Genomic DNA, 14,848 nt, shown 5'->3' with positions numbered 1-14,848 from the left:
CGCGGGGTGTGTCCGCCCCAGCCTATTCGTTGTGGGCGAAGAGCTTGAGCACCGGAACCCCGACCTTGTGCCGGGCGCGGGAGGCCCAGTCCCGGTGGAAGAACTCCTCGACGAAGTGGGGGGCGGTCAGGACGATCACCTCGTCGGCGTCCGTCTCGTCCACGACGCTCTTGAGGTGGTCGAGGGGGTGGTTCTCGATGATCTGGCCGACGGCCGTGGCGCCCTTCCTGCGCAGGGCCGCCAGGGAGTGTTCGAGTGCTTGTGCGGCGGGGCCCCGGGCGGCCTCGCCCTCGGGTACGTCGGCCTCGCGAAGGGCTTCCGGGAGCTCACCGAGCGCCACGTCGTCGATGGCCCGGAGCAGTCGGTCCTGGTCGCCCCTGGGTTGCATGAGGACGACGAAGGAGACCGGGTCGTCTCCGTGCAGGGTGGTGACGAAGTCCACGTCCACCGTGGTCAGCGGCTGCTCGATCATCAATACGCTCGTGAACACGGACGCCCTCTCCTTCATGCGCCGAGGCCGGTCGGCCGGCCCCTGCGGAAACCATCCTGCCCCGCTGTGGCGCGGGGCGTGCGCAGGTATATGTGCCCAGCTACGTACCCGTCGGAAGCTAAGCGGAACGCGAAATTCCGCTCCCTTGTCAGATCCGACGGTAGCTCGTGAAGAGGAACCCGGCCTCTTCCAGGACGGAGGCCGGCGCGAGCCGGTGCGGAACCGTGACGGAGGGCCCGCCGGCGATCCGCTGGGCGTCGCCCGCGGTGAGCATCGGGGAGACCGTCAGGCACAGCTCGTCCAGCACGTCGGCGGCCACGAACTGCCCCAGCAGCCGGGGCCCGCCCTCGGTCAGCTGACGGCCCAGCCCCCGCGCGGCCAGCTCCCGTACGGCCCGGGCCGGGTCCACGGCGGCCCCCTCGCCCGCCACCACGACCTGGGCCCCGGCCGCGGTGGCCTCGGCGACCCGGTCGGAGGGGGCGCCGGCGCCGGTCAGCAGCAGGGTGGGCACCAGGGGGGAGGTGAACAGCGGCAGGGTGAAGTCCAGGTCCAGGCTCGCGCTGACCACGGCGATGGCCGGGGCGGGGCCCTGTCCGGCGGCCTCGCGGCGGGCCGCGAAGGCCTCACGGGCCCGGGCCGGGCGGTAGCCCTCCTGGCGAACCGTTTCCGCGCCGGCGATCACCACGTCGGCCAGGGCCCGCAGGGTACCGAAGATCCGCATGTCGGTCTCGCCGGAGATGGGCTGCGAGCGCCCGTCGTGCTGGGCGGCCCCGTCCAGGGTCGACACCATGTTCGCCCGCAGCCAGTGCGCGCCGGGGGCCAGCTCGGGGTAGGCGTAGGCCTCGGCCAGCTCGTCCAGAGACCACTCGCGGTCGGCCGTGGCCCCGGAGGGGCCGGGTGTCTGATCGGTCACAGGGAACAGGCGTCGCATCGGTGCAGTGTGACACGCCCCGTAGAGTTAAGAGCTGTGTCAACATCACTCTCCACCTCCGGTCCTGCCTCCGGGCAGCCCCCGATAGCCGACGCGGGCCCGCTGGCCCTGTGCGCCCGCGAGCCGCGGGTGCCCGCCGAACGGCTGGTGGCCGAGATGGTCCCGCCGCCGCGCTTCGACTCGGTGCGCTTCGACACCTACAACCCGGACCCGGCCCAGCCCAGCCAGGCCGAGGCCGTCACCGTGCTGAGCGGCTTCGCCGCAGGGCTCGGCGGAGCCCACGCCAGCGGCGCCGGCAAGCGCAAGTGGTTCCAGAAGAAGGCGCCCGCCCCGGCCGCCGGCCCGCGCGGGGTCTACCTCGACGGCGGCTACGGCGTCGGCAAGACCCACCTGCTGGCCTCCCTCTGGCACGCCACCCCGGCCGAGCCCGCACTCAAGGCCTTCGGCACCTTCGTGGAGCTGACCAACCTGGTCGGCGCGCTCGGCTTCCAGCAGACCGTGCAGACCCTGGGGGGACACCGGCTGCTGTGCATCGACGAGTTCGAGCTGGACGACCCGGGCGACACCGTGCTCGTGTCCTCCCTGCTCAGCCGCCTGGTCGAGCAGGGCGTGGCGCTGGCGGCCACCTCCAACACGCTGCCCGGCAAGCTCGGCGAGGGCCGCTTCGCCGCCGCCGACTTCCTGCGGGAGATCCAGGGGCTGTCCGCGCACTTCCGGCCGCTGCGCATCGACGGCCAGGACTACCGCCACCGCGGCCTGCCCGAAGCCCCCGCGCCCTTCTCGGACGAGCAGGTCGCCAAGGCCGCGTACGCGACCCCCGGCGCGAGCCTCGACGACTTCCCGGGCCTGCTGGAGCACCTGGCCAAGGTGCATCCGAGCCGGTACGGCGCGCTCACCGACGGGATCGCCGCGGTCTGCCTGACCGACGTCGTCCCGGTGCCGGACCAGTCGACGGCGCTGCGCCTGGTGGTGCTGGCCGACCGGCTCTACGACCGGGAGGTGCCGGTCCTGGCCTCCGGCGTGCCCTTCGACAAGCTGTTCAGTGAAGAAATGCTGGCCGGCGGTTACCGGAAGAAGTACTTCCGAGCCATATCGCGGCTCACCGCGCTCGCCCGCGACGCAAAACCCCTGGTGTCCCAGTAGGTTGGGCACGGCCGGGACGCTTTCGCGACCCGGCCGTATCCACTTCCATGAAGGGACCCGCCATGGCCACCACGCGTACCGCGCACACCGAATGGGAAGGCAACCTGCTCAAGGGCGCCGGTGTCGTCACCCTCGACTCCTCGGGCCGGGGCTCGTTCGAGGTCTCCTGGCCCTCGCGCGCCGAGGCCGCCAACGGCAAGACCAGCCCCGAAGAGCTGATCGCCGCCGCGCACTCCAGCTGCTACTCGATGGCGCTCTCCCACGGCCTCGACGGCGCGGGCACCCCGCCCACCCGGGTGGAGACCAAGGCCGACGTCACCTTCCAGCCCGGTGAGGGCATCACCGGCATCCACCTGACCGTGCGCGCCGAGGTCCCCGGCCTGGACGCGGAGGGCTTCGCCGCCGCGGCCGAGGACGCGAAGAAGAACTGCCCGGTCAGCCAGGCCCTGACCGGTACGACGATCACCCTGAGCGCCGAGCTCGTCTGATCCCCTCCCCCTTCGCCGCCGGGCCCCGCGCGTACGCCGCGCCGGGGCCCGGTGGGGTGAGGGGGACGGTGGCGCGCACGCGTCGCGGGGGTGGCGGGGGTCCGGCGTGGTACGACGGGCCGGTCACATCTCCACCCACGCACCGGGGAGTCGCCGATGTCCGTCTCCCGACGCAGCCTGCTCGCGGCCGGCGCGGTCGCCTTCAGCGGCGCTCTCGGCCCGCTGTTCGCCTCCGGCGGCGCCCGGGCTTCCGCCCGGGGGTACGGACCGCTCCTGCCTGATCCCGGCGGCCTGCTCGACCTGCCGGCCGGCTTCTCGTACCGGGTGCTCTCGCGCGCCGGGGACCTGCTGCGCTCCGGGGAGGGCACGGTGCCGTCCCACTGCGACGGCATGGCCGCCTTCGGCGCGGGCGGCGGCCGGGTGCGCCTGGTGCGCAACCACGAGAACCGGGCCGACGCCGCCCTGCGCGTCCCCGCCGTGGACGGGCTGACGTACGACCCCGGGGCCCTGGGCGGCTGCACCGCCCTGGAACTGGACCCCGGCGGCCGGGTCACCGCCGAGCGGGTCGCCCTGGCCGGGACGGCCGTCAACTGCGCTGGGGGCCGCACCCCCTGGAACACCTGGCTGAGCTGCGAGGAGACCGAGGACCGGGCCGGTGCCAACGGGTACGCCCGCGACCACGGGTACGTCTTCGAGGTCGACCCCGCCGACCCGCACCGGCTGGGCGCCGTCCCGCTGACCGCGCTGGGCCGCTTCGCCCACGAGGCCGTGGCCGTGGACCCGTACCGGGGCGTGGTCTACGAGACCGAGGACGCCTTCGTCAGGCCCTTCGGCCTCTTCTACCGCTTCCTGCCCGCGCGCCCGCTCGGCGGCCCCGGCTCCCTGCGGGCCGGCGGCACGCTGGAGGCCCTGCGCGTGCCCGGGGTGCCCGACCTGTCGGTGGTGGACCGGCCGGGGGCGGAGTTCCCGGTGGAGTGGGTGCCCGTCCCGGACCCCTCGGCGGCCGGGACCCCGATCCGCTTCCAGGACTTCGGCCCGGGCGGGATCACGCACGCCCAGAAGCTGGAGGGCTGCTACTGGGGCGGGACGGGGGTCTGCTTCGTCTCCAGCTACGCCCGGGGCTCCGAGGGCGCCTCGGCCGACCACCACGGGCAGGTGTGGCACTACGATCCGCTGCGCGCCCGGCTCCGGCTGGAGGTGCGCTTCGGGCCGGCCGCCGACACCGGCCTTCCGGGGGACTCCCCCGACAACATCTGCCTGGCCCCGGACGGGGGGCTCATGGTGTGCGAGGACGGCGGCGGGGACCAGTACGTCTTCGGGGTGACCCCGGCCGGGGAGGTCTACCCGGTGGCGCGCAACGCCCAGGACGTCGGGAAGCCGGGAGCCCCCGCGTGGGGGGAGTTCGCCGGGGTCACCTTCTCCCCCGACCGGCGGACGATGTACGTCAACGCGTACACGCCCGGCACCACGTTCGCGGTGACCGGACCGTGGCGCTGACGCCGTGACCCGGGGGAAGGGGAAGGGGGCCGAGGGCGGGAAGGCCGGCGGGACCCCGCTGCGGGAGCTGCTGCGCGTCGGGGGCGGCGCCCGGGTCGACCTCGGGGCGTACGACAGCTCCGCGATCCCGGCCGGCCCGACGGACAAGGACGCCGGGCGGGCCGCCACGGACGCGCTGGCCGGGCCGCTGGCCGGCCTCCAGGAACGGCTGTACGCCGCCGGCACCGCCGGGGACCGCCGGCGGCTGCTGCTCGTGCTCCAGGGGATGGACACCTCCGGCAAGGGCGGCACGGTGAAACACGTCACCGGCCCGCTCAACCCCGCCGGCTGCCGCGTCACCGCCTTCAAGGCACCCACCGCCGAGGAGCGGGAACATCCCTTCCTGTGGCGCGTCGAGAAGGCCCTGCCCCGTCAGGGCGAGATCGGCGTCTTCGACCGCTCGCACTACGAGGACGTGCTGATCGCCCGGGTCCGCGCGCTCGTGGCCCCCGAGGTCGTGGAGCGCCGGTACGAGGAGATCAACGCGTTCGAGCGCTCCCTCGCCGAGGACGGGGTGACCGTGGTGAAGGTCTTCCTCCACATCGGTTTCGGGGAGCAGCTCCAGCGGCTGCTGCGACGGCTGGACCGCCCCGACAAGCGCTGGAAGTTCGATCCGGGCGACATCGAGGAGCGCCGGATGTGGCCGGCGTACCAGGAGGCGTACGAGCGGGTCCTGGAGCGCTGCTCCCCTGCGCAGGCGCCCTGGTACGTGGTGCCCGCGGACCGCAAGTGGTACCGGAACTGGGCGGTCGCCAGACTGCTGCTGGAGCATCTGGAGGAGATGGACCCGCGGTACCCCGCGGCCACCTTCGATGTCGAGGCGTGCCGCGCCCGGCTGATTGCCGGATAGTCATATATTTTGCATGGGTGACCCTTTCTGCACGCAAAGTTACCGTCATGGGCGCCGTGGCCGCGCTCGGCGCCTTCCTGACGGGATGCGGGGCCGGCGCCGGCGCCCCCCAGGGCGCGGGCCAGGCCCGTATGGGCACCCCCGCGGCCTCCGGCCCCGCCGCCACCGCGGCCTCCCCCTCCGCATCCGCCCCTCCCTCCGCCTCCCCGCAGGCCGGCGGGCCCGCCCGGGTCCCGACCCTGGCTCCCGGGCCGGGCGGCCTGACGCCGGTCTTCGAGCGGGCCCGGCAGCGGACCGAGAAGACCGTCGCCCTGACCTTCGACGCCGACATGACCTCCGACCAGGGTCCGCGCGCCGCCTCGGGCGAGCGCTTCGACAACCCCGAGCTGATCGCGAGCCTGCGCCGGCTGAAGGTGCCGGCCACGGTGTTCATGACGGGCCGCTGGGCGGAGGAGTACCCGGACCAGGCGAAGGCCATCGGCACGGACCCGAACTTCGAGGTCGCCAACCACTCCTACAGCCACCACGCCTTCAAGTCCCCCTGCTACGGGCTGCCCGCGCTCGACGCGCCCGCCGCCAGGGCCGACGTGGACCGGGCCTTCGCCGCCTTCAAGAAGGCCGGGGCGGTCAACACCGTGCCGTACTTCCGCTTCCCCGGCGGCTGCTACGACGAGCAGGCCCTGCGGGCCCTCGCGCCCGCCAAGGTGACCGCCGTGCAGTGGGACGTGGTCAGCGGGGACGCGTTCGCCAAGGACCCCGACGCCGTGGCCGAGCAGGTGCTGGCTGGGGTGAAACCGGGCTCGGTGGTGGTCATGCACTGCACGCACAGCGCGGCGCCGGTCACCGAGCAGGCCGTCGAGAAGATCGTGCCGGAGCTGCGCAAGCGGGGGTACCGCTTCGTGAAGGTGTCGGAGCTGATGGGGAAGTAACGTTCCATCACCCCCGGCGTGCGACGGCCGCGCACGCCACCGCCCCGGCCGCCCCGGCCAGCAGGAGGGCCCCGACCGGCAGGCCCGGCGGGAGGGCCGGCTCGGGGGCGCCCGCCCGCGCGGCGCCGATCAGCACGGACACCGCGACGCGGGCCGGGGAGAAGGGCGCCACCCAGGCCAGCAGGGAGCCGAGGCCCGCCCCGAGGACGGCAAGGCCGCGCCCCGGCAGCAGGGGCGGGCCGCACACCGCGCCCACGGCCGCCCCCGTCAGCGCGCAGACGCCGACGGCCACCGCCCCGGTGAGGGCCGCCCGGACGGGGGCGTGCCCGGCGGGGTCGCAGACCAGCAGGGTGTAGGCGGCGGCGAGCAACCCGGTGAGCAGGGCCCCGCCCAGGCCGGTCAGCAGGGCCGCGGCGTGCGCCCGGGCGGGGCCGGCCGCGGCGGCGGTGCAGGCGCGGGCGGCGGGGGGCTCGACGGTGGCGCAGACGCGGACCAGCCAGGCCGTCAGCGGGACCAGCCCGGCGGCGGCGTAGCCGAGGGAGTCCAGCGTCCGGTCGCCGGGCTGGATACCGATGGCCATGAAGACGGTACACCGCGAAGGGGGCGAGCCAGCCCTGGGAGCGGATCAGCAGCGCCCCCTGGTAGCGGAGCAGGGCGGTCACGGGAGTTCCTCCACGGAGCGGATGTGCCAGGGCGGCCGGGCGGTGAGCAGCGCGCGCAGCACGGCGTCCGAGCGGTCGGCGCCAACGGTCAGCAGGATCCCGCCCCCCGCGTCGGGGACCGCACCCGGCGGCGGGACGCTGCCGGGCGGCCCGGCGGCGCGGATCCGCACGACCGCCACCCCCGGCCCTCGGGCGGGCACGCCGGCCGGGACGCCGGGCGCGCCGGTCTGTACGCCGGGGACGTCGGCCCGGACCACGGCCTCGTCGGCCCGGCCGCCGAGGGCGCTGGCCGGTGCCACGGGCGGCTCGACCGGGACCACGGGCAGATCGGCCCGGACAACGGGCGCGCCGGCCCGTCCCGCGCGCTCCTCGCCCGATACCCCCGCGGCCCGGGACCCGGTACGCGCAGTGCCCCCGGCTGCCGGGCGGGCGGCCGCGGCACCGGGCCGGAGCTCCGGGGGCTCGGTGGCCTCCTCCAGCGTTCCGCCGCGCAGCCGGTAGCGGGCGCCGGGGAGGTCCGCGAGGCGGGTGGCGTCGTGGTCGACGAAGACCACCGTGGCCCCGGCGGCGGTGCGTTCGGCGACGGCGCGGTCCAGTTCGGCGCGGGCGGCCACGTCGAGACCGGTCCAGGCTTCGTCGAGGACGAGCAGGCCGGGCTCGGCGAGCAGCGCCTGGACGACGGCCACCTTCTGGCTGCTCCCCTTGGACAGTTCGGCCAGCGGGGTGCGGGCGTGGGCCCCGGCGCCGAACCGCTCCAGCCCCTCGGCCCCCCGCCGGGCGGCCTCGGCGCCGGTCAGACCGTGCACCCGTCCGAGGTGGGTCAGGTAGCCCAGGGCCGTCAGCGGCAGGACGGCGGGAAAGCGCTCGGGGACGTAGGCGGTGCGGCGCGGGCGGCCGGTGATCCGGCCCTCGGTCGGGGCGTCGATACCCGCGAGGAGCCGCAGCAGGGTGGACTTGCCGCCGCCGTTGCCGCCCTCGATCCGGACCAGGGCGCCGGGCGGCAGATCCAACCCGACCCCGCGCAGCACCCAGGGCCGCCGCCTCCCGTAGCGGCGGCCCACTCCGGTCAGCCTCAGTGCGCCGCCGCCGTCTCGGTGAGCTCGCTGGGCCGGACGATGACGAAGCCCTCGCCGCGCAGCATCAGCTGGACGGCCTCACCGGAGCCGCCGCGGAGCATCGAGCCCAGCGACTGGGAGCGGTGCAGCCCGGTCTCCAGGTGGGCGCTCCAGCCGACGACGGCGTCCGTGTCCACGTACACCGGGGACTGCGCGGTGACCGGGATGATGATCGGGTTGCCGTCGCAGACGACGGCGAGCTTGCCCGTGCCGGTGAAGAGGCTGTTGAAGAGGCCGCCGCCGGTCATCCCGGCGCCCTTGACCATCTTGATCTCGTACGACAGCGTCGCGTCGAAGCACAGCACGTTGCGCCCGTTGATGGTGAGGGCGTCGCCGGGTTCGAAGTCGATGATGAAGCAGTTGCCGGCCTGGTGCGCGAACCAGGCCTCGCCCTGGCCTCGTACGGCCATCAGCGCAAGGCCCTCGCCCGTGACGGCCCGCTTGAGCATGCCGCCGATGCCCTGGCCCTTGCGCTCGAACTGGAGGTTGCCGCGGAAGGCGACCATGGAGCCCTGGCGGGCGAGCATCTCGCCGTTGACGGCGTACTTGACGGACTTGGCGTTCTGCAGGGACATCCCGGGCGCGGCGGCGGACTGGGCCAGGTTCTCGCTCGCGAAAAGGTCGCTCTTCATGGACATGATCCTCGCTCGGGCGGGCCACCCGGGACATCCTCCTGAAGACGGACCCTGGCATGCTTGACGGGATGAGCAGCCAGCACACGAACCAGACCTCAGAGGTACCCCCGGTGGGGTCGGACAGCCCCTTCCGCAAGGACCACGTACGGCGCGACGAGGCGCCGCAGTTCGTCCTGCCGCTGGTCGTACGGATCGAGAAGACCGAGCCGCCGGCCCGGACGGACGCCCTGGAGACGGCGGCCCGGGCGGTGCTGGTCCTCCTCACGGACGAGCGCGCGCACGGCGAGGGCGAATGGGCACAGGCGGTCCGCGACTGGCAGGACGCCCGGATCCGCAAGGTGGTCCGCCGGGCGCGCGGCGCTGAGTGGCGCAAGGCGGCCACCCTGCCGGGCGTCACGGTCCACGGCGCCGCGTCCGAGGTACGGGTCTTCCCGCCGGTGCCCCTGGACGGCTGGCCCAAGGAGCTGGCCAAGCTCCAGGTGTCGGGTACCGACCTGGACGACCCGGAGCCGGCGCCCGCGCCGGAACCGGGCGTGCCGGTGCTGTGGCTGAACCCGGAGCTCGGCATGTCGGCCGGCAAGGCCATGGCCCAGGCCGGCCACGCGGCGCAGCTGGCCTGGTGGGAACTGACGGCGGCGGAACGCGGCCTGTGGCAGGCCTCGGGCTTCCACCTGGCCGTCCGCAGCGCCCCGCGAGAGCGCTGGGCGGAACTGAGCGGCAGCGGACTCCCGGTGGTCCGGGACGCGGGCTTCACCGAGATCGCTCCGGGCAGCTGCACGGTCGTCGCGGACCACCCGGCCCTGCGCGCCCGGCTGTAGCGCGCGCGACTCCGGCGGTCGGAGGGTCCGGGCATCACCGAGACCGTCCGGCCCCGCGGGTGAGCCCTGAGGAGTCCACCCGGGTCGCGGTCTAGCTTGCGGAGATGAGGGGCGAGATTCGTACGGGCTTCGCCGAGCTGCGCGGCGACCTGAGCCCCGCACTCCAGCGCACCGACCAGGCCGAGGCGGACATCGACGCCTTGGAGCAGCGGGTCGAGGCTCTGGAGCGGGCCCGCTGGCCACTCCCCTCCATCGCCGCGGTGACCGCTGTTGCTGGGCTCGGACTCACCCTGTACCAACTCGTGGCGAAGTAGGCCGCGTGCGCCCCCTCTCGGCCTTCGGGCTGGGAGGGGGTGCCCTCGTGCGTTCGGGGGACGTCAGCGACTTGCGCCCTCAGGCCAGAGAATCCGCACCGGAACGCCCGTGCGCTCGGCGTACGCCACCACGTCGGCTGTGCCCCCGTACCCCCAGGCCGGCTTCCCGTCCCAGACGGCCAGCAGCTCATCAACCAGGCCGACGAGGATCTCGCTACCGGCCATGTGCGCGGCGGAGTCGGAGGCGGCCATGCCGGTGCGGTGGACGTCGGCTGCGCGGTTCATCAGCTCGTCGTACGTGGGCCAGTGCTCGGCGGGCAGCCCTTCGCGGTACTGCTCCGCGGGGAGGACGACTTCGAGACGGCCGCCGTGGGCGAGGACATACTCGGCGAACCACGCGTCGGGGCCGTCCGCAATGCAGGAGACGCCCACCAGGTCGGCGCCGTGCTCCCTCACCGCGGCTTTGAGGAGGTCGCGTACCTTCTGCTCGACCTCGGCGCTCAGCCCTCGATGACCAGTGATCCCGACTCGCATTGCATGTCCTCCCCTACAGGCAGACGTCGTGCAGCCGCTCGTCGAACTCCCGAACCACCTTGGGTGCCGAGGCCGTTCGGTACGAACGGCGGACCGCGCGGGCACGGTCCACGATCCTCCCGGAACGGTACTGGAGCCCCGTGTCGAGCGCGCGGCCAGCGAACGCGAATGCGGCCTCGACCCGCCCGGCCGCCAGGTGGCCGGCGGCAATGTCGAGGATGAGGAGAGCCCGCTGTTTGGCGTGGCCGATGGCGAGGGTGTCCGTGTCGGCTTCCAGCACCCAGGTGGGCAGGCCGAGCCGGGCCCCGCAAGTGACTCGGGCGGCCGCCACCTTGATCTCGTTGAATGTGAAGACCCACGGCCATGGTGGCGGCTCTTCCGATCCCAACCGCGCGGCCAGGGCTCGGCTGTTTGTCAGCGCCCGGTCCGCAGCTCGCTCGTCACCCGCTGCGGCGTGGGCCAAGGCCTCGACCGACGACAGCCACGCGTCGGCGACTGCCGGCCTGCGCGCATCCAGGTGCTTGCGGGCGGTCCGCGTCCAGGACAGTGCCTGCGCTCCGTTGCCCGCGTCCGCTTCAAACTGTGCCATTGTGCCGGCCTGGTAGGCGGCGAGGAGGGGGTCCCCGGCCGCTCGCGCAGCCTTGATCGCCGAGCCGTACCACATACGTGTGGAACCGTGATCGCCCATGTCCCACGACAGCCAGCCCACCAGGCTTGCGGCTTCGCTGCCGACGCCGGCGAGCCGGGCCCGCTCCTGGTCGCTGCTGGCGGTCTGGGCCACCTTCTGTACGAGCCGGAGGTGGGACTGAACGGCGTCGGCAAGATCGCGAGATGGTGTTGCCCCGTCCATCCGCCGGTACGAGGCGGTGCCGAGCCGCAGGGGCGCGGCCTGTCCTGGGCCCTCGCCTGGGTCTGGGAGGGCTGCCAGTATCGGGGTGGCGGCGGCTGCTCCTAGGCCGCTCATGAAGTTTCGTCGTTCCACGTGCTCGAACCCATCTCGTGTTGCCGCGTCGGCGAGGCCCACGAGGGAGCCGGGAATCCCCAGGCCTACGGCGGCCGCTGCCAGGACGTCTGTCGCGTATGCCCCAGGTCCTCGTTTCTCCAGCCGGGAGATGGCTCACTGGGACAGTCCGCACGCCTGGCCTAACTGTGCCTGCGTCATGCGAGCGTCCTTTCGGACCAGCTCGATGACCTTGCCGTAGTCCTTCGCCCGCGACGCTTCTCGGACCGTCGGCGAAATCCTCAACGCGCCTGCCCCCAGTCTCGGGTTTCATCCGCTCCGGGCCCCTGCCCGTACCCGCTGCGCGCATATCCGTATGCGCATGCCGCATCGGAGATGGTCCCACGCCATCGTCTCGCCGTTGACTGGTCTCACCACCCGCTGACGACGGTAGGGAGCCACTGTGACAAGACCGCATCCCGTGGCGTGATGAGCCTGGACAATCCAGACGCCCAGGCCTCCACCACTGCCCCGCTCGCCTTGCCCAGCGCGGACCTACTCGACCGGGCCCGCATCGGCTGGGAGCGGTTTCTCAGCACCTTGTCGGCGGTGGCGGATGAGTGAGCGGTACGAGTACCAGCCGCACCGGCTGCTCCGGAAGCGCGTCCGCGACATCCCGTCCGGAGCCGAGGGCGTGCTGATGGCCGTCGTCACCGAGAACGTCTCGAACACAGGCATCGAGCACTGGGTGGACCTCGCCTACATCCGGAACGCGTCCGGACGCGAGTTCACCACCGCCGTCGAGAACGTCGAGCCGGCGTAACCCCGTTGGACTCGCCCAGCAAGTAGACCCCCGGCCGGCCGCGTGGAGTCGGCGCCACTCGGCCGACCGGGCCTCCCCTGCTGGCCGGCGCGCAGCCCCCAGCCGACCCCACTCCATGGGGGCTGCGCCCCGGCCCGCAGGGCCGACCAGCACCACTCACACTCATCGAGAGGAGCGCCACAATGCGCACCGCAACACTCACACTCCTGCCGCCATGGGCGATGCGGCTGGTCACCGACAGGCTCCCGATCGGCGCCCCGGCCTACGCGGCCGTGACGCTGGAGCCGTCCTCGCAGACCGCCGTCTACACCGACACCACCGGCCAGCGGGTCGAGATGGGTCAGCACGGCACCAACCAGACCAGCCCGACCACGTCCCAGTCCGGGGGCAGTGACGGGTCCAGCCCGCAGCCGCAGACCGCGGATGACTCCAACCCCGACTACAGCTCGGACTGACCCATGACCTCCACCGTCCTGGTCCTCACCGCGCTGGAGGACGTCACCGCGGACCTCGTCATCGGCGCGCTCAACGAGCGTGACGTACGGGTGGTGCGCGCCGACCCGGCCGACATCTGTGCCGGGTTGTCCTTCGGTGCGCGCATCGGAGGCGGGGACCCGTCCTGGAGCGGGCGCCTTGCCACGGCGAGCCGGGAGGTGGAGCTAGGGGAGGTGGCGGCGGTGTACTACCGCCGCCCCACCCCGTACACCGCCCGCTACGGGCACCTGCCCGCCCAGCAACGGGACTTCTGCACTGCCGAAGCCCGCCACGGCCTCAACGGTGTCCTCCACAGCCTGACCGGCGCCCTCTACGTCAACCATCCGCTTGCCGTCGCCCGCGCCGAGTTCAAGCCCACCCAGCTTCAGCGGTTCACGGAGCTCGGTTTCACCATCCCGGCGACACTGGTCACCAACGACGCCGCGCAAGCCCGAGGGTTCGCCGCCGAGCACGGGCCGGTCATCTACAAGCCTTTCCGGGGCCTGCCCGTCGGCGAGGACGGGAACGCCGGGGCGATCTGGGCCCAGCGCGTTGACCCTGACACCTTCGACGACTCCCTGTCGGTGATGCCCCACCTGTTTCAGGCCGAGGTACGCAAGACTGGCGACGTGCGGATGACCGTGATCGACCGGCAGGTGTTCGCCAGCCGTGTCGAAGCATCCGATGGCGCGCTGGACTGGCGGCGCGGCGACTGGAGCAAGCTGATCCACACCCCCATCGATGTTCCCTCGCCGATCGCTGCCGCAGCGCGCGCCTACCTGGACTCCTTCGGTCTGCTCTTCGGGTGCTTCGACTTCGCCCTGACCGGCGACGGCGACCAGGCGAAGCACTGGACGGCCATCGAGTGCAATCCGAACGGTCAGTGGGGCTGGCTCCCCGACGCGCCCGCCATCACCGAAGCGTTCGCCGACATCCTCGCTCAGGAAGGAGGCGGCAGGCCGTGACCTCGCCCGCCGACCCGAACACCGACGCCGCCCAGCTGCGTCACACGATGGCCGAAGCACTCGCGGAGGACGGCGTACTGACCGATCCCTCGTGGAGGGCGGCCGTGGACCAGGTGCCACGGCACCAGTTCATCCCCGGCTTCTACCTTCCCGCCGACGACCGCGACTCACTCGGGCTGCCGGTGTGGGAGCCGGTCACCGCCGAGATCGACTACGGCCGGTGGCTGTCAACCACCTACACCGACACCACGCTCATCACCCAGTTCGACGGCGACGAACCCGACTGGACCCAGCCCACCGCCCGGCACGGCGGAGCACCCACCTCCTCCTCCACCCTGCCCTCCCTCGTCCTACGGATGTGGGCCGACGCCGACATCCGAGAGGAACACCGGGTGCTGGAGATCGGGGCCGGCACCGGCTACTCGACCGCGCTGGCCTGCGAACGCCTCGGCTCGGAGTTGGTCACCTCCGTCGAGGTCGACCCCCACCGGCTCGCCCAAGCCGCCAACGCGCTGCACGAGTGCGGCTACAGTCCCACCCTCGCGGTCGCGGACGGGGTGTACGGCTACTGGCCCCAAGCGCCCTTCGATCGGATTGTGGCCGCTTGCTCCTTCCGCGCCGTTCCGCCGGCTCTGCTCGCCCAGACCCGGCCGGGCGGCAAGATCCTGCTCACCCTGTCGGGCTGGCTCTACGGATACGCCCGCGTCCTGCTCACCGTCGACGAGGACGGCACGGCAGAGGGCCGGCTGCTGCCGGGAACCGTGTCCTTCATGTCGGCCCGCACCCACGCGGCCCCCGCGTTCGGCAACCCGGACCACTGGGCCGACCGCGCCAACGTCCACAGCCGCTTCGCCAGGCACTCGCCGCAGCGGATCACAGCCGCGACCGACGAAGCGTTCCACCTGCGGTTCCTCGCCCAGACCGCCGTGCCGGACGCGCAGCTGACTTGGCTCGGCGAGAGCGTGCTCGTGGCCGACACCGTCACCGGTTCCGCTGCCCTCCTCACCCCGCACGGCGACGACTGGCAGATACGCGAGGGCGGACCGGTACGACTGTGGGAGCGCATCGAGAACGTGCTCACCTCCTACGACGAGGCGGGCCGGCCCGAGCCGTCGTCGTTCACCCTGCACGTGTACGACGGCGGTCAGCACCTGCGGCATCCGCGGATTCCCGGTCTACCGCTCCCGCGCCCCTGAAGTCC

Annotated in this window: 18 protein-coding genes; 11 read left to right on the top strand and 7 right to left on the bottom strand. The window is 73.3% G+C overall.

What is annotated here, in order from left to right; genetic code table 11:
• Window positions 1-22: 22 nt before the first annotated feature.
• Together B4U46_RS27335 and B4U46_RS27330 are read right to left on the bottom strand one after the other, a co-directional pair.
• Window positions 23-490: an indole-3-glycerol phosphate synthase gene (locus B4U46_RS27335; protein WP_079430299.1), complete on the bottom strand. Its 468-nt coding sequence runs from the start codon at window positions 488-490 to the stop codon at window positions 23-25.
• A gap of 148 nt (window positions 491-638) precedes the next feature.
• On the bottom strand, window positions 639-1,421 hold the full coding sequence (locus B4U46_RS27330) for a pyrimidine reductase family protein (RefSeq protein ID WP_079430298.1): 783 nt from the start codon (window positions 1,419-1,421) through the stop codon (window positions 639-641).
• A gap of 36 nt (window positions 1,422-1,457) precedes the next feature.
• On the opposite strand from B4U46_RS27330, the gene zapE reads away from it, so the two are divergent.
• The 5 genes from zapE (at window position 1,458) to B4U46_RS27305 (ending at window position 6,367) form a co-directional block, all read left to right on the top strand.
• Window positions 1,458-2,564 carry a cell division protein ZapE gene (gene zapE / locus B4U46_RS27325; protein ID WP_079430297.1) on the top strand — a complete coding sequence of 369 codons (1,107 nt, stop codon included), beginning with the start codon at window positions 1,458-1,460 and terminating at the stop codon, window positions 2,562-2,564.
• Window positions 2,565-2,626: 62 nt separating this feature from the next.
• Window positions 2,627-3,052 carry an OsmC family protein gene (locus B4U46_RS27320; RefSeq protein WP_079430296.1) on the top strand — a complete coding sequence of 142 codons (426 nt, stop codon included), beginning with the start codon at window positions 2,627-2,629 and terminating at the stop codon, window positions 3,050-3,052.
• Window positions 3,053-3,208: 156 nt separating this feature from the next.
• On the top strand, window positions 3,209-4,549 hold the full coding sequence (locus B4U46_RS27315) for an alkaline phosphatase PhoX (RefSeq protein WP_079430295.1): 1,341 nt from the start codon (window positions 3,209-3,211) through the stop codon (window positions 4,547-4,549).
• A 4-nt stretch (window positions 4,550-4,553) separates the two neighbouring features.
• Window positions 4,554-5,438, top strand: coding sequence for a PPK2 family polyphosphate kinase (locus B4U46_RS27310; protein WP_079430294.1), 885 nt, complete (start codon window positions 4,554-4,556; stop codon window positions 5,436-5,438).
• A 47-nt stretch (window positions 5,439-5,485) separates the two neighbouring features.
• Window positions 5,486-6,367, top strand: coding sequence for a polysaccharide deacetylase family protein (locus B4U46_RS27305; RefSeq protein WP_079430293.1), 882 nt, complete (start codon window positions 5,486-5,488; stop codon window positions 6,365-6,367).
• 7 nt (window positions 6,368-6,374) lie between these two features.
• Here B4U46_RS27305 and B4U46_RS36730 read toward each other — a convergent pair whose 3' ends face one another.
• From B4U46_RS36730 to B4U46_RS27295, 3 genes are all read right to left on the bottom strand, one after another.
• Window positions 6,375-6,947 (bottom strand): ABC transporter, encoded by a 573-nt coding sequence (locus B4U46_RS36730; protein WP_237293143.1) that lies wholly within the window; start codon window positions 6,945-6,947, stop codon window positions 6,375-6,377.
• Window positions 6,948-7,025: 78 nt separating this feature from the next.
• Window positions 7,026-8,105 (bottom strand): ATP-binding cassette domain-containing protein, encoded by a 1,080-nt coding sequence (locus tag B4U46_RS36725; protein ID WP_107438324.1) that lies wholly within the window; start codon window positions 8,103-8,105, stop codon window positions 7,026-7,028.
• Window positions 8,102-8,776, bottom strand: coding sequence for an AIM24 family protein (locus B4U46_RS27295; protein WP_079432014.1), 675 nt, complete (start codon window positions 8,774-8,776; stop codon window positions 8,102-8,104). The genes B4U46_RS36725 and B4U46_RS27295 overlap by 4 nt, the downstream gene beginning before the upstream one ends.
• Window positions 8,777-8,847: 71 nt before the next feature.
• On the opposite strand from B4U46_RS27295, the gene B4U46_RS27290 reads away from it, so the two are divergent.
• Window positions 8,848-9,597 carry an aminoacyl-tRNA hydrolase gene (locus B4U46_RS27290; protein WP_079432013.1) on the top strand — a complete coding sequence of 250 codons (750 nt, stop codon included), beginning with the start codon at window positions 8,848-8,850 and terminating at the stop codon, window positions 9,595-9,597.
• 104 nt (window positions 9,598-9,701) lie between these two features.
• Window positions 9,702-9,911, top strand: a complete 210-nt coding sequence (locus tag B4U46_RS27285; RefSeq protein ID WP_079430292.1) for a hypothetical protein — start codon at window positions 9,702-9,704, stop codon at window positions 9,909-9,911.
• Between the two features lie 63 nt (window positions 9,912-9,974).
• On the opposite strand, the gene B4U46_RS27280 is transcribed toward B4U46_RS27285, so the two are convergent.
• Both B4U46_RS27280 and B4U46_RS39305 read right to left on the bottom strand, forming a co-directional pair.
• The gene (locus B4U46_RS27280; protein WP_079430291.1) at window positions 9,975-10,445 is read right to left on the bottom strand and encodes a hypothetical protein; all 471 of its coding nucleotides are present in this window, start codon (window positions 10,443-10,445) and stop codon (window positions 9,975-9,977) included.
• 13 nt (window positions 10,446-10,458) lie between these two features.
• Window positions 10,459-11,226 (bottom strand): DNA-binding protein, encoded by a 768-nt coding sequence (locus B4U46_RS39305; protein ID WP_237293141.1) that lies wholly within the window; start codon window positions 11,224-11,226, stop codon window positions 10,459-10,461.
• Between the two features lie 775 nt (window positions 11,227-12,001).
• Between B4U46_RS39305 and B4U46_RS27270 the strand changes: the two genes are divergently transcribed.
• The 4 genes from B4U46_RS27270 (at window position 12,002) to tgmC (ending at window position 14,843) form a co-directional block, all read left to right on the top strand.
• A complete protein-coding gene (locus tag B4U46_RS27270) occupies window positions 12,002-12,208 on the top strand; it encodes a hypothetical protein (protein ID WP_079430290.1) in 207 nt (68 codons plus the stop codon).
• Window positions 12,209-12,390: 182 nt separating this feature from the next.
• The gene (tgmA, locus tag B4U46_RS27265; RefSeq protein WP_237293140.1) at window positions 12,391-12,663 is read left to right on the top strand and encodes a putative ATP-grasp-modified RiPP; all 273 of its coding nucleotides are present in this window, start codon (window positions 12,391-12,393) and stop codon (window positions 12,661-12,663) included.
• 3 nt (window positions 12,664-12,666) lie between these two features.
• Window positions 12,667-13,647 carry an ATP-grasp ribosomal peptide maturase gene (gene tgmB, locus B4U46_RS27260; protein WP_079430289.1) on the top strand — a complete coding sequence of 327 codons (981 nt, stop codon included), beginning with the start codon at window positions 12,667-12,669 and terminating at the stop codon, window positions 13,645-13,647.
• Complete coding sequence (tgmC, locus tag B4U46_RS27255) at window positions 13,644-14,843, top strand: ATP-grasp peptide maturase system methyltransferase (protein WP_079430288.1); 1,200 nt, start codon at window positions 13,644-13,646, stop codon at window positions 14,841-14,843. The genes tgmB and tgmC overlap by 4 nt, the downstream gene beginning before the upstream one ends.
• The last annotated feature ends 5 nt before the right edge of the window (window positions 14,844-14,848 follow it).

Origin of the sequence: Streptomyces katrae, assembly GCF_002028425.1 — a bacterium.
GTDB lineage: Bacteria > Actinomycetota > Actinomycetes > Streptomycetales > Streptomycetaceae > Streptomyces > Streptomyces katrae_A.
This window is presented reverse-complemented; position numbering and strand designations above follow the sequence as displayed.

Excerpts from the sequence above, each read along its gene's own strand:
- B4U46_RS27315 (WP_079430295.1), top strand. The coding sequence starts at position 3,209 with ATGTCCGTCTCCCGACGCAGCCTGCTCGCGGCCGGCGCGGTCGCCTTC.
- B4U46_RS27270 (WP_079430290.1), top strand. The coding sequence starts at position 12,002 with ATGAGTGAGCGGTACGAGTACCAGCCGCACCGGCTGCTCCGGAAGCGC.
- B4U46_RS27280 (WP_079430291.1), bottom strand. The coding sequence starts at position 10,445 with ATGCGAGTCGGGATCACTGGTCATCGAGGGCTGAGCGCCGAGGTCGAG.
- B4U46_RS27330 (WP_079430298.1), bottom strand. The coding sequence starts at position 1,421 with ATGCGACGCCTGTTCCCTGTGACCGATCAGACACCCGGCCCCTCCGGG.
- B4U46_RS36730 (WP_237293143.1), bottom strand. The coding sequence starts at position 6,947 with ATGGCCATCGGTATCCAGCCCGGCGACCGGACGCTGGACTCCCTCGGC.
- B4U46_RS27290 (WP_079432013.1), top strand. The coding sequence starts at position 8,848 with ATGAGCAGCCAGCACACGAACCAGACCTCAGAGGTACCCCCGGTGGGG.
- B4U46_RS27285 (WP_079430292.1), top strand. The coding sequence starts at position 9,702 with ATGAGGGGCGAGATTCGTACGGGCTTCGCCGAGCTGCGCGGCGACCTG.
- B4U46_RS27295 (WP_079432014.1), bottom strand. The coding sequence starts at position 8,776 with ATGAAGAGCGACCTTTTCGCGAGCGAGAACCTGGCCCAGTCCGCCGCC.
- tgmA (WP_237293140.1), top strand. The coding sequence starts at position 12,391 with ATGCGCACCGCAACACTCACACTCCTGCCGCCATGGGCGATGCGGCTG.
- B4U46_RS27320 (WP_079430296.1), top strand. The coding sequence starts at position 2,627 with ATGGCCACCACGCGTACCGCGCACACCGAATGGGAAGGCAACCTGCTC.
- B4U46_RS27305 (WP_079430293.1), top strand. The coding sequence starts at position 5,486 with ATGGGCGCCGTGGCCGCGCTCGGCGCCTTCCTGACGGGATGCGGGGCC.
- tgmB (WP_079430289.1), top strand. The coding sequence starts at position 12,667 with ATGACCTCCACCGTCCTGGTCCTCACCGCGCTGGAGGACGTCACCGCG.